The organism is Flavobacterium sp. FG139 (assembly GCF_057809695.1).
In genome coordinates, this window is the sequence record NZ_JBMDKL010000003.1 from 136,615 (window position 1) to 150,973 (window position 14,359).

11 protein-coding genes are annotated in these 14,359 nt (G+C 33.2%); 1 reads left to right on the plus strand and 10 read right to left on the minus strand.

The annotated features are described in order from the left end of the window. Window positions 1-8: 8 nt before the first annotated feature. Both lipA and ACODSI_RS03495 read right to left on the minus strand, forming a co-directional pair. On the minus strand, window positions 9-878 hold the full coding sequence (gene lipA / locus ACODSI_RS03490) for a lipoyl synthase (protein ID WP_488915459.1): 870 nt from the start codon (window positions 876-878) through the stop codon (window positions 9-11). 170 nt (window positions 879-1,048) lie between these two features. Beyond that, entirely contained in the window at window positions 1,049-1,855 is an 807-nt protein-coding gene (locus ACODSI_RS03495; RefSeq protein ID WP_488915460.1) for an energy transducer TonB, read from the minus strand. Between the two features lie 234 nt (window positions 1,856-2,089). Here ACODSI_RS03495 and ACODSI_RS03500 point away from each other — a divergent pair, with 234 nt between their 5' ends. Next, window positions 2,090-2,647, plus strand: a complete 558-nt coding sequence (locus ACODSI_RS03500) for a LemA family protein (RefSeq protein ID WP_488915461.1) — start codon at window positions 2,090-2,092, stop codon at window positions 2,645-2,647. 3 nt (window positions 2,648-2,650) lie between these two features. Here ACODSI_RS03500 and ACODSI_RS03505 read toward each other — a convergent pair whose 3' ends face one another. From ACODSI_RS03505 to ACODSI_RS03540, 8 genes are all read right to left on the minus strand, one after another. Further along, window positions 2,651-3,325, minus strand: coding sequence for a DUF4304 domain-containing protein (locus tag ACODSI_RS03505; RefSeq protein WP_488915462.1), 675 nt, complete (start codon window positions 3,323-3,325; stop codon window positions 2,651-2,653). A 53-nt stretch (window positions 3,326-3,378) separates the two neighbouring features. Beyond that, window positions 3,379-4,587, minus strand: a complete 1,209-nt coding sequence (locus ACODSI_RS03510; protein ID WP_488915463.1) for a sterol desaturase family protein — start codon at window positions 4,585-4,587, stop codon at window positions 3,379-3,381. A 376-nt stretch (window positions 4,588-4,963) separates the two neighbouring features. After that, a complete protein-coding gene (locus ACODSI_RS03515; protein ID WP_488915464.1) occupies window positions 4,964-5,317 on the minus strand; it encodes a helix-turn-helix domain-containing protein in 354 nt (117 codons plus the stop codon). 394 nt (window positions 5,318-5,711) lie between these two features. After that, window positions 5,712-6,890 (minus strand): hypothetical protein, encoded by a 1,179-nt coding sequence (locus ACODSI_RS03520; RefSeq protein ID WP_488915465.1) that lies wholly within the window; start codon window positions 6,888-6,890, stop codon window positions 5,712-5,714. Continuing rightward, window positions 6,832-9,189 carry an ATP-binding protein gene (locus tag ACODSI_RS03525; RefSeq protein WP_488915466.1) on the minus strand — a complete coding sequence of 786 codons (2,358 nt, stop codon included), beginning with the start codon at window positions 9,187-9,189 and terminating at the stop codon, window positions 6,832-6,834. The genes ACODSI_RS03520 and ACODSI_RS03525 overlap by 59 nt, the downstream gene beginning before the upstream one ends. Continuing rightward, window positions 9,182-10,405: a DNA cytosine methyltransferase gene (locus ACODSI_RS03530; protein WP_488915467.1), complete on the minus strand. Its 1,224-nt coding sequence runs from the start codon at window positions 10,403-10,405 to the stop codon at window positions 9,182-9,184. Before ACODSI_RS03530 ends, ACODSI_RS03525 begins: the two co-directional genes overlap by 8 nt. 119 nt (window positions 10,406-10,524) lie before the next feature. Further along, the gene (gene scpA / locus ACODSI_RS03535) at window positions 10,525-12,651 is read right to left on the minus strand and encodes a methylmalonyl-CoA mutase (protein ID WP_488915468.1); all 2,127 of its coding nucleotides are present in this window, start codon (window positions 12,649-12,651) and stop codon (window positions 10,525-10,527) included. Window positions 12,652-12,663: 12 nt separating this feature from the next. Then, window positions 12,664-14,358 (minus strand): T9SS type A sorting domain-containing protein, encoded by a 1,695-nt coding sequence (locus ACODSI_RS03540; RefSeq protein WP_488915469.1) that lies wholly within the window; start codon window positions 14,356-14,358, stop codon window positions 12,664-12,666. Between the last annotated feature and the right edge of the window lies 1 nt (window position 14,359).

The window sequence follows — 14,359 nt, forward strand, 5'->3', positions numbered from 1 at the left end:
TCTTCGGGTTATAAAATATGTTTTTGTGCATGATAGGATGAACGTACCAAAGCGCCACTTTCTACATGTCGGAATCCCATTTCTTTACCAATTTTTTCGTATTTTTCAAATTGTTCCGGTGTAATGTATTCTTTAACAGGCAAGTGTTTTTTACTAGGTTGTAAATATTGGCCAATGGTTACAATATCAACATTGTTATCACGTAAATCTTGCATGGTTTGGATCACTTCTTCTTCGGTTTCTCCAAGTCCGAGCATGATTCCCGATTTAGTTCGGCGGATGCCTTTTTCTTTTAAGTATTTTAAAACGGCTAAACTTCGATCGTATTTGGCCTGTATACGTACTTCACGAGTCAATCGGCGAACGGTTTCCATATTGTGAGAAACCACTTCTGGATTGGCTTCCACAATACGGTCTATAATGCGTTCCACTCCCTGAAAATCGGGAATTAGAGTTTCTAAAGTGGTTTCTGGATTCATACGTCGAATGGCTTCTACGGTTTCCAACCAAATGATCGATCCCATATCTTTTAAATCATCTCGATCCACACTGGTAATTACGGCATGTTTGATGTTCATGATTTTTATAGAACGCGCTACTTTTTCAGGTTCATCCCAATCTACATTTTCTGGACGACCCGTTTTTACACCACAAAAACCGCAAGAACGCGTACACGTATTTCCTAAAATCATAAATGTAGCAGTTCCTTCTCCCCAGCATTCACCCATATTAGGACAACTGCCCGAAGTACAAATGGTGTTTAATTTGTATTTGTCTACCAAACCGCGAAGTTCAGTGTACTTTTGACCAATGGGTAATTTTACTTTGAGCCATTTTGGCTTTCCAATGGGAAGAGTATTTTCATTAATCGATTCCATGCTCATACATAATTTTAGAACCGCAAAGATACGAATGTTGATTTTAGATTTCCGACTTTAGATTTTAGTTTTTTAGAGCATTAAGAAATATTTATCATTTGTTTTAAATGAAAAAACCTGCTACAAATAGTAACAGGTTTCCAAAGTCTACGATTTTAATTATAAATAGATTATTCGCCTTGAACGGTGATAGGAAGTGTATAGCGAGTTCGAACGGCTTCACCATCTTTAAATCCTGGAGCCCATTTGATTTTTAATGATTTTAATACGCGTATTGCTTCTTTATCAACAGTAGGATTTGTTTTTTCTACAACATCGATATCAGTCATCGTACCATTTCTTTCGATTACAAAAGACACCATTACTTTAACCGTTTCACCTTCTTCAATTTGCTGTCTTTCAAAATTGTCTCCCACATATTGATAGAAATTTTTAATACCGCCAGGAAACATAGGTTGTCTGTCTAGTTCTTTTGAATTTACTGGGTTGTTTGAAGGTCGGTTTTCCGTTGAAGTTCCACCGCCACCGGTATTAATTGGCGTTGTACCTGGTGTGCCTATACCCGGTGCGCCTAGGGTAACTGGAGTTCTTGGTTGTTCAGCATTGGTTGGCACTTCTGCTTGTGCCTGTGGTGTTGGAGCTACTTCTAGTGGCGCATTTGGTTTGACTTCAGGTGCCGCATGATTTTCGGTTTTCGGTCTTTCGATTTTTGGTTCATCCGTTTTATTAATGGGCGGATTTACAGTATTAACCCGAATAATGTCACCATCAAATGGATCTTTTATATCAGCAATTGGTTTTACATTAAAAGAACTCAACAGAAATATTCCGCCCAACAAAAATGTACTTCCAAAAAGTAAGGCAAATAGGGTTGTTTTAGCGCTTTCACGACGCAATTGGTAGGCGCCATACTTTTGGTTTTTGCCTTCAAATACAAGGTCTAACCACTTTTTTTCAAAGATACTAACGTTTGACATAATTTATAGTTTTTAATTGTTAAGTATCGATGTTACATAAGCGAAGTGTTTTTGTTTTAATAACGCAAGAATTATTTTAATATTGTGCGATTATTGTAAGAAAAAGCATTTTTAATTGTTGAATTCGGTATGTTGTCGATTTTTTATTGGATATTTTAAAATGTGTTTCCAATAATAGATTTCTTTTTTAATTCATCAATTTTCATACCTTTGCTTGATTAAAAAAAGATTATTATGTTTTTTATTGTTTTGCTATTAGGCATTGTTGCGTTTGTTTTTTTTGTGAGTTACAACTCCATTGTGATAAAAAGAAATGCGGTTGAAAATGCGTATTCTGGTTTGGATGCCGTTTTGAAAAAGCGCTATGATATTCTTCCCAATGTTGTGGCATCGGTGCAACAATCGATGCAGTTTGAGGGCAACACTTTAGAAAAAATAGTGAGTTTAAGAAATCAAACGAGTACTTCTAATTTGCAATCGGAAGAACGCATTCAGAAAGAGAATGAATTGAGTTCGTTGCTTTCTAAAGTTTTGGTGACGGTAGAGAGTTATCCCGAACTTAAATCTAATAAAAGTTTGATGCATTTGCAACGCACCATTTTGGATGTTGAAGAGGATATTGCTTTAGCAAGAAAAACATTTAATGCTTCGGTTTTGGCTTACAACAATCAGATAGAAACGATTCCTTCAGTTTGGGTTGCTAAAGAAATGGGAGCGACTCGAAAAAGTTACTTTGAAGCCGTTGCTACCGAAAGAGACAACGTTTCGGTTAAGGATTTGTTTAAGGAATAATCGTTACAAACGTTCTATTCTTTTTTGAATTTCAGATAAAATTTCAGAATCCAAGTTTGGTTTTATCCGATGATTTTCAAACCAACGCAATACTTCTTGGGCTTTAATTGTATCGTTTCTCATTTCACAGAAATCGAGTAATAGCGCTGTTTTTTTTAGTTGATCTTTAGTCATTAATGCCTCGAAAACACTATTCCAATTCGAAAAATTTTCGATATAGGGTAGGGCTACTTTTATAATTTTTTCTATAATGTCAGAACTGATTTTCAAATTATCGTCAACAGCTAAATCATACCAATAATCTTCCATTTTGGTATTCGTCCAATTGGGAATGTAGTTAAAGTTTGAACTAAAAGTAATCGAATTACTAGAATAAGTGTTACTCAGTTTTTCTCCGAATGTTTCCTTATACCATATTTCATAGTTTTTGCAACAAACCGAAAAACTAAAACTGAAACGAACCATTTGATTGGTGTTGTTGTTTCTGCTTTTCTGAAATTGAATGGATTGCTCAAAATCACCTACTTTTCTTTTTAGTTCCAAATCTGTTTTGGACAAATTAAAACCCAATTCAATAAGTGGTGGCGCAATGTGATCTCTAACAATTTTTTCAATTCGTTTTCCTGGAGGTAGATCAGTGTACAATTGGTTCTTATTTCTTTTGAAAAATGAAAACATACTAATTTTTTAGTAGTACAAAGTTGAGGAATAATTGTTTTGAAATTCAAATTTTAACTTGAAAATACAAATTGTTGGTATTTATTGTTGAGTGAGTTGTAAAAAGCTACAATACAAACCGTTAAAGCTAGAGCAAAATCTATCAAAAATGGGGCATTACTAATTGTATTCATTACAAGGAAGATAACTACAAGTCTTATGAACTCCAAGTGAAAAATCCATTTTTTTTGTTCTAACATAGCTCCTGTAATAATGACGCTAAGAATGATGAAAGTTGTAATCAAATACAAGCTAATTGGAGGTAAAAAATGGGAAAACAATATTGTTAAAAACAATACTATTGTTGTTGTGATTGTTTTTATTAAAATGGCCTTCTTTAACTTTTCAGAAAGAGTTATATTGGTCACTTTCTGAGATAATTTTCGTTCCAAATATGGTCTTATTCTTGGATCATGGTCGTTTGGACTACCCAACAATACTACAATTTTTTGTTTGATAGTTTTGGACATTTTGACTGCAATAAACAATTCTAAGAAATAATGAAAATGTTGCCAAAGAAAGCTATGACTTTCAAGTGATTTGGTCAAACCATAGGAAGGTTTTACAGTTTCTGCAGCATAAGTCCCAAATATTTTATCCCAAATAATAAGCATATCACCATAGTTTTTGTCTAAATATTCGGTATTGCTGCTGTGATGAACTCCATGGTGCGTTGGAGTAACAATAATATATTCTAACCATCCAAGCTTCCCAATAAGTTGGGTATGTGTAAAAAACGGATATGTTCCGTGAATCAATAGTAATATAACAATCATGTGAGGAGGAAATCCAACTAGGGGCAAAATACTCCAAAAGACACCTCTAGCTATGGCTTGTATAACCGTTATACGTGCAGCAGCGGTATAGTTAAAATCTTCGCTTTGGTGGTGCACAATATGAGCTGCCCAAAGAATGTTAACTTCATGGCCTAAACGATGGTACCAATACCAAACTAAATCAGTGGCTAAGAATAAGGCTATCCAGGTTACCCAATTGCTTTCGATGGTAAAAAGGGCATAGTTTTTATTAATCCAAGTAAAAATAAAAAAGAAAGAGCCTGTAGTTAGTAAGTCGCAAATTCGTTCAAATATTCCAACATTTATATTGGCTATACTTTCATTGAATTGGTGCGTTTTCTTGTTTTTTTTGATGCTGATGTAGTATTCTAAGATCATGAACGATACAAAAAACGGAACGGCTAGTGCGATAAAATCTAATTTCATTTTTTTTCTTTTTAAGTATTATTTGCCTTTAACATAAATTAGTAACTCGAATTTTTTTCGTAATAGTTTTCCACAAAAAAAAAGCCCCTGCAATTGCAGAGGCTTTATTGATGGTATTTTAAAAATTTAAAATTATACCATAGTGTACCCTGCGGAAGTCTCCGGCATCATACAACAAATAGTACATGTGATAAATTTCATTTTATTTCTTTACTTAACAAGACAAACTTGGTAAGATTTTTTTAGATGAACAAATTTAAATTACACTTTAACATTCTAAATTTAGAATTGTTTCAGTATGATGAACACTATTATTTGGTGTAATAGCATTACAACAAACGCTTTACTACATTTAATGTTCAATGTTTTATCAATATTATTCTTGATTTTCGGTTTGTTCAAGCAGTTTGCTGATTTGTTTTATTTTGTCTAGCGGTAATGTTTTTAGTTGGTGTTGCCAATTGCTGACTTCTACCGATGGAATGAGCTTGGTTAGAGGATGAGTAGTGTCTACTGGACTGTTGGCGTCTTGTTTGAAAAGTAAGAGGTCGTTGGGTTGGCAGTAGAGTGCTTTACAAATGAGGTTGAGGTTGTCTAAACGCATGACGTGCGTGTCGTTTGCTAGAATTTTATGGGCGGTATGTGGCGCAATGCCAATTTTTACCAAAAAGGTGTAGGGTTTATCTATTTGGCGTGCCTCTAGTACGGGTTTTAGGTTTAAGTATAGCATTTGGTAGTTGTTTTTATGGTGGTTACTACTGTAAAAATACTAAATATAATTGATATAAAGTATCATGATGTTGTAAAAAATTATATTGCAGTTGTAACTACTAATTTTACTTATTCAACTACTAGTTTTGCAGTTGTTACTAGTTGTTTTTCAGGTCAATTAAATAGTTTTACATATGTAAGTAGTTGTTTTGCATATAAATACTCTAAAAGTAAAGTTGTTACTAGTAATTTTACTTATTGTATTAGTTGTTTTACTTATTCTATTAGTTGTAATACACGTGATAAAAAGTAAAAGTATATAGGGTGTTTGTTGTTGGGATGTGGTATTTGTAAAAAAAATACCCGAAGTGTTTGGCTTCGGGTGGTGGGTTTGGTTTGAAATATGATTTAAACTATTTAGATGCTATATGTGCAATAGTTTCATCTTTGTCCCATGGGTTTATTCCACTTCTAAAGAAATATGCTCCAAATTTTCCTAAAATTTCGTTTGTAAGCTCGTCACTTAGAGATATGATTCTTTTAAAATCTTTTGACAACTCTTCTTTATTGACCATTTTATATTTTGATAATTCTATTTTGCCTCCCTCAAAAAGTGGGCATGGAGGAATATATCTATTATATCCTGAATAAAGAGGATTATCATTAAGCGCTTTTCCTATTTTATCTTTTCCCTCTGAATTTAATTTATTAGGAAAATCGCCAATAACTAAATCACAAACAAGGAAATCATCTAAATTTTTACTAGCAAAATCACACCTTGGAGTTATAATTATATAATATTTACTACTATCATTTTTCATAAATATATCACCTGTCCAAAACTCATAAGGACTGATTCTTTGTACATAGTGTTCAACAGGATTTAAAAAATCAATTTTTGGCTGACCAGTATTAGAATCTATTTCTGGAGCTAATAACCCAGACATTAATGACCTAATAGCAATTCTTTGAAACACTTTTTGAACTCGTTCTTGTCTATCTCCTGCATCTATATCTATAGAATCAATTATTGCTTCAATTTGGGAGCTATTGCTAAATTGTTTTGTAAATGAAAGATGTAAATCTGTATATATTAAGTTGTTTAATTTTCCGTTTGGACTAAAAACATCAATAAAACCTGATTTATAAAGTTTTTCAATTTTATTATGAACAGCTGCAATCCCTAAATCTTTATCTATTTTATAAACCGTTCCACTATTTTCATATTCTCCTTCAAGAGCTTGAAGATATCCACTATAAACAAATATTGGGATATTAAAAGAAGAAAAACTATTATGAATGTTCTCAATAAAGGCAGCGTCTTTTTGATGAAGTTCTCCAGTTGTTGGATCACTACTTAAAAGGTCAAAAATTAATGCTTTTATGTAAGGTTTATTTTTTCTAATCTCTTCTTCAAAACTTTCTTTATTTTCACAAATAATGTATTCAAGTCCTAAATCACTTTGGTCAAAATAATTTTTTGAAACTTTTAAAACTTTATCTTTTTCGTTATCTAAATGTATAATTACCCCCTTATTCATCTTTTGATTTATTAATGATAAATGCTGGTCCTGTTTTTCTGTTTTCTGCATGTATTTCCCAATTATTTCTTGAAAGAATACTTTGAGCGAATGCCAAACCAAGTCCTGTCGCGTTTTTTTCTTGTCTTGTTGTAACCCCATAATTAAATATATGTTCAATTATATTTTCATTTATAAAAGGGCCAGTGTTTGAAATAATAAAACTATCATCTTCCATGAAAAAAGAAATTTTCTTTTCATTTGGAGATTTTTTTAGCCAATAAATAGCATTATTAATTACATTTAAAAATGTAATCCAAAAAGCATATTCTAAATCGAAAATTTCTAAATTTGAAATTCTTTCGTCAATACTTATTTCTATTTTAAATTCTTCAATATCCGATTTATATAAATTACAAACTTTTACAAATGTTTCACGAGGAATAAAGTTTTTCTTTCTAGTTCTACCAATTGCTGGTTGCAAAGATTTTCTAAGTTCTACGAGTATATCCGTTGCGTGATTTAGCGAATTAATATCAAATAAAAAATTATCTAAAGCTTCCGAGTTGATTTTATTTTTTTTGAATTCAAGAGAAGACTTTGTAGTTCTTAATCCGGAAATTGGTTGAGCCATTTCATGATATACTAATTCTAGACCACTGCCTAATGATGCCAACCTTTCAGAAAAAGATAATGATTCTTCTAAATTGTCCATTGAGGTATTAATTTCTTTCATGAATTTTTCGGAATAACTTCTGATGAAATTTACATTGTCATTAGAATTTATTGTTTCTAAAAATTCCTCAGTTTTAGGTCTGTCATGTTTACTTTGAGGTACTCTGCCAATACCATGAATTACTCTAAAATTAGCTCTTTTTCTACCTAGGTTTTTAAAAATTATTTTTAAAGTGTTCTTAACTTGAATAAAGGCTGCATTCTCTAAAAATCCTTCTCTATTTGTTTTCTCCTCTAAATTGTCATTTTCTGGTGAATTGAAATACACATATCCAAGAATTTGGTTAGTATTTACATTTTCAGTTGGATTTTGAACCCTCTCTTTAGAAAGTCCAATCCAATCTTCGACTTCTTCACCATATGGTTTAACCCCAAATCCGTTTTTTGAAATTCGAAGACCTTGAAAGTTTTTGAATGCACTTTTGAAAGCTTTTCCGTTCTTTACTTTTGATAGAATAGCTAATTTTTCTAAGTTGTCATTCTCACCGATATCATAAACTCTTATGTCGAAGTAGTATTCTCCAGTTTCAGGTTTATATTCATCATCAAACAATTGAAGAGTTTCATTTTTTTTGTTTATTTTTTTTTCTTCAATTATCTCCTTATGTGAAATTTCAAACTTTTCCTCATAAGATTGATCACCTAATCTCTTATTTGAAAAATTTCCTATTACATTTCCTTCTTTAGTTACTTTTCCATATACTCTATAATCATAAATAGATTGTATAGGAAATGAAACTACTTTTTGCCATTCTACTTCTTGCTTTAATTGTTCAGGGAATAGATTTGTTCCAAATTCTAAATCGAAATTCAAAACATCAATCTCTTTTAATTCTGATTTATTAACAATATTTTTTCTAATCAGTTCTTTTTCTATCTCTGAATTTAGTTTTAAAGGAGTAATTAAAGTAGATAAAGATTTGTAAAAACTTGTTTCTTTCAAAGGTTCATCGGTAGTACTATTAAATTCTAAATTATTAAAATCTTCTGTAAGGATTTTCAATACAGAATCATCTAGGTTTTCTACAATTATTAAAGTTCCTTTTTTGAACTCAATAAGATTATTATTTGATATCAATTCAACTAATTCTTCATTTTTCTTAGAATTCCTTTCAATAATGAAATCATCATCTAAGAATAATTTTGTAAAATCATTAATTTGGTCTCCCGGAAATTTTATTTGAGAAAGTAGTTTATCTTCTTTAAAAAGTTCTCTATTAATTGTTAGCCAGCAAAATGATTCATTAGGTGATGTTCTTGTTATTACTGTAATATTATATCCAAGCGCCATTGAAGCAAGACGGCCAATTCCTTTGCTACCAAGAACTTGTCTTTTATAAATAGGACTAATTTTATTATTAATTCTTTTGGAACTAACAGAAGGTTTTAGCCAATCTCCAAATAATATTTTTGAATCCATTCCTGAACCATTGTCATAAATTATTGCAAATGATTCGTTATTAACAATAGAATAATTTATGAAAACCTTACAATTTGTTGCGTCAGCATCATAGCCGTTTTTAACAAGTTCATTAATTGCGGTACTAGGATGTCCGATGAGTTCTTCACCCATCTGTATAATCGACATTGCTCCAGGTTCGAAGGAATATTTTTTTACTGTAGAAATATCATCCATTAAGTAATGTTTTTATTTTTTTAGCAATAGCATTTGCCATTAGTGGAGGCACTGCATTCCCTATTTGTTTAAATGCTGCCGAGCGTGAACCTTCAAAATAGAAATCATCGGGAAATGATTGTAATCTTGCGGCTTCTCGTACCGATATGGAGCGACATTGTTTGCTGTCGGGGTGTATGTAATGGTGACCGTCTTTGGCTATGTGTGCTACCACTGTGTGCGCTACACCCGTGCCATCGATTACTTTATATCGGTCTATAAAAGAACTTTGGTTTTTGTGTGACTTTAGCTCTTCAGGTAAGTCGGGATATTTTAAGCGTTCTTTTCCTTTATCCCATTTATCAATAGCGGTTTTATAAATGGCTAAATCTCTATCATTATGCGGTCTTGAAATATGTTGGGTAACAAAATCAACCCCATTTCGCAGTTCAAAATGTTGTAAATAGTCGTTTTTGCTTTGGGTGTAATTTACTTTTTTATATCCTTCTCCTGGTTTTAAAACAGGTAAATCAGCAAAAGCATCATTAACAGTATATTTTTTAATTATTTTTTCAAATTCTGGAAAACCAAAGTCTTGGTCTTTTTTCCAACCTACTATAATTATGCGTTTTCGTGCTTGTACAACACCATAATCAGATGCATTTAAAGTATCATGATAAACTTCATAGCCAATGCGTCTAAAATAGGCTTTTAGGTTTTTAAAGTGTTGCCCTTTGTTAGCACTCAATAAACCTGGTACATTTTCAAAGACAAAAGCTTTTGGTTTAAATTCTGTTAAGAAACGACCGTATTGAATGTATAATTTATTTCTTGGGTCATTTTCAATGTTTTCTTGGTGTCTTCCCAGTAATGAGTATGCTTGGCACGGAGGTCCGCCAATAATTAAATCTACTTGATTTTCAGATTTTCTAATGGTTTTGAAAATTCCAGAAATGGAATCATCATTAATCTCAATATTTAAAACTGAGTCAATAATTTTTTTTGGAATTTCGTTAAAGAAAACTTTTTGAGTAATTTCTCCTTTAATATATTGATAATATAAATCGAGATTGTTTTTAGATTTTAAATAATGATAGGCAGAACGTGTTTTAATCGTTTGACACGCTTCGGGATTCATTTCGATGTGAGCAATAGGTTTAAATCCTGCATTAATAAACCCTTCAGACATTCCGGAAGCTCCAGCAAATAAATCTATAAAATTAAGATTATTAGGCATAAAAAATCTGATTTATGCAAATGTAATAAAAAAACACCAACATTTCCATTGGTGTTTTAATAATACTATGTGAGATTCTTCTCTCGTTTCAAGACTAGATTAGAATGACAAGAATGCTATTACTCCTCCATCAAAACCTCCAAAATACTAATCGCGGCATCACTAATTTTAGTACCTGGACCAAAAACGGCAACGGCACCGGCATCAAAAAGGAATTGGTAGTCTTGTGCTGGGATGACCCCACCTACAATGACCATGATGTCTTCGCGACCGTATTTTTTTAGTTCTTCGATTACTTGTGGTACTAAGGTTTTGTGTCCGGCAGCTAGCGAGGAAACACCCAAAATATGCACGTCATTTTCTACCGCTTGTTTGGCGGCTTCGGCAGGCGTTTGGAACAACGGACCAATGTCTACGTCAAACCCTACGTCGGCATACCCTGTGGCGACTACTTTGGCACCACGGTCGTGACCGTCTTGTCCCATTTTGGCAATCATGATTCGTGGTCGACGGCCTTCTTTTTTAGCGAAGGTATCGGCTAATTGTTTGGCTTTTTCAAAGCTCTCGTCGTTTTTAATTTCTTTACTATACACGCCGCTGAAGGATCTGATTTGTGCTTTATATCTTCCGAAAACTGCTTCTAGAGCATCACTAATTTCTCCTAATGTAGCTCTGTTTCTGGCTGCTTCTACGGCTAAAGATAGTAAATTATCATTAGCTTTTTTAGCCGCATCGGTCAATTTTGCCAAACTCGCTTTTACTTTTTCGGTGTCACGAGTGACTTTGATGTGTTGTAATTGCTCAATCTGTTGCTTGCGTACCATTTGGTTATCTACATCTAAAATGTGTAAGGGATCTTCTTTTTCCAAACGGTATTTGTTTACGCCCACAATGATATCTTGACTGCTGTCGATACGCGCTTGTTTACGCGCTGAAGCTTCTTCGATACGCAATTTCGGGATTCCCGATTCGATAGCTTTGGTCATGCCACCCAACGATTCGACTTCTTCAATCAACGCCCAAGCTTTGTCGGCGATTTCTTTGGTTAAGGTTTCTACATAATAGCTACCTGCCCACGGGTCGACGGTTTTGCAGATTTTGGTTTCTTCTTGTAAAAAGATTTGAGTGTTTCTGGCAATACGCGCCGAGAAGTCGGTGGGTAACGCAATGGCTTCGTCTAAGGCATTGGTGTGTAACGATTGGGTTCCGCCAAAGGCAGCCGCGGCAGCTTCTACACAAGTGCGTGCCACATTATTAAACGGATCTTGCTCGGTTAAACTCCAACCTGAGGTTTGACAATGCGTACGCAAGGCTAACGATTTTTCATCTTTAGGGTTGAATTGTTTGAGTAATTTGGCCCACAGCATTCGTCCTGCACGCATTTTGGCAATTTCCATAAAATGGTTCATACCAATGGCCCAAAAGAACGATAGTCGAGGCGCAAACTCATCGATTTTCATTCCGGTTGCCAAACCCGTACGGATGTATTCTAAACCGTCGGCTAAGGTATAAGCCAATTCGATATCGGCAGTGGCACCTGCTTCTTGCATGTGGTAGCCTGAAATTGAAATGGAGTTGAATTTAGGCATGTATTTGCTGGTATATTCAAATATATCGGCAATGATTTTCATTGAAGGCGTTGGTGGGTAGATGTAGGTGTTGCGTACCATAAACTCCTTCAAAATATCGTTTTGGATGGTTCCAGAAAGTAATTCGGGAGCTACACCTTGTTCTTCGGCAGCTACGATGTAGAATGCCATAATAGGCAATACTGCACCGTTCATGGTCATGGAAACCGACATTTCTCCGAGTGGAATTTGGTCGAATAAGACTTTCATGTCTTCTACCGAGTCGATGGCAACACCAGCTTTACCAACGTCGCCTACCACACGTTCGTGATCGGAATCGTAGCCTCTGTGTGTCGCTAAATCGAATGCCACGGATAGCCCTTTTTGTCCGGCTGCTAGGTTTCTTCTGTAAAAAGCATTACTTTCTTCGGCCGTTGAAAATCCGGCATATTGGCGAATAGTCCACGGACGGCGCACGTACATCGTAGCATAAGGACCGCGAAGGTTGGGTGCAAAACCGGCTCCGAATCCTAAATGCTCCATTCCTTGAATGTCATCTTTGGAATAAATTGGTTTTAGTTCGATGTTTTCGGCAGTCATAAAGCTATTAGCTGATGATGACGGCTTTTGGGTATTAGCTAAAGGTTCTAACGTTATATTTTGGATGTTTTTTCTCATACTGTTTGAGACTTATTCTTTTATGAATTTTTGACAGAAACCGCTATTTGTTGTAAAGAAATAGATTCCTGTTTTTAAGTTGCTTACTTCAAATGAAAAATTAGAATTGCCTGTAATAGTGCCGTTATTAATTATTCTTCCAGAAGCATCGGTTATTGTGTAACTAGAACCATTTAAATTTTCAATCCCACTAAGGTTGAAATGGTCTTTTACAGGGTTTGGGTAAATTGATAGGTTGTTTTTTTGAAATTCATTATTACTTAAATTATTTTGATCAATGTAAGCGAAAAATGAATTGTAGGAGGTATTAGTATTTGGTATGTTGAATAAATTAAAATTGTCGTAAGAAATATTTTCATTATTAAATACTCCTGAAATGAAAACACCATTTAAGTTTGCATTTATCGTTGAAGGAAAATTTAGTTTATTTGTTCCTGTTCCATCAGCATTTTTGATCCAAATTATATTACCATAAGAATCTAATTTTATAATTATACTGGTAAGATATCCATGGTTTGTATATAAAGAATTGTTTAATTGAATATAACTCCCACTAAAGTCTGCAGCTATGTACACATTGTTCAATGAATCAGTTGTAATATCGTCCATAGTAAAATATGAGTTCATAAAGCCAAAATTTTTTGCCCAATCTACAGTGCCATTTGAATTATACTTTACTAAATACACATCTTGTTCCCCAATTTTATTTAATATGGTTCCATCATCAAAGCTCTTAGTTGGAGATGAAAAATAACCATATTGAAGTGTACTTAATTCCTTTGTAGTTTTTATAAAACCCTCTATATTGTAGTTAAGTATGGTTCCGAAATTATCAATTGACAAAAAATCTCCATCTGAATTTATTTTAACTTTAAATATTTCATATTCTCCAGAATTATTAGTGAAGTTAATTGAAGGTGTTACAGAAAAGTTAGAGCCACCAACACCTGTTAAAATAAAATTCCCATCAGTATCTATATTTATATTATCAAGAAATTCATTAGAAGTGCCACCAAATTTTTTAGCCCAAATAAAATTTCCTGAAGAATCGTATTTAGCTATAAAATTATCGACAAATTCCGGTGTTGCTCCATTATTTGATAAGGCAGTAGTATCAAAAATAAGGCTAAGTCCTTTAAATTCACCTGCTATGTATATATTGTTGTTTATATCAAAGCTTATTGATTTTACAGAGGAACTTGTTGAATTATTGCTTTTTGCCCATTGTATATCACCATTTGAATCAAATTTAGCAAAAAATAAACTATAATTAGTAATACTAAGATTGTACGAACCTGAGTCAAAAACTATTAATGTGTTGTTAGGTATACCCGAATTTGAACCTAAAAATCCTGAGGCTTGTCCTCCTATAAAAATATTATTGTTAGGGTCTAATGCTATATTAAGATCATTTAAAACTCCACCAAAATTCGCATAAAAACTTTTTATCCAAATTAAATTTCCTAGTGAATCTTGTTTACATAAAAAATAACCTCTATTATATGGACCACTGATAGTTGAATTATCAATAGTTACATCAACATTGAAAATACCTAAAGTATAATTATTACCATCGTTATCTTGTGTTGAGGTAATAGGGTAGTTTTGGTATATTCCATTACTAGCTTTCGCCCAAGACCATGATGGGGTTTGAGCATTTAATTGAATTGTGACCGATAAAAGTATTAGTAAAATAATTTTTTTCATA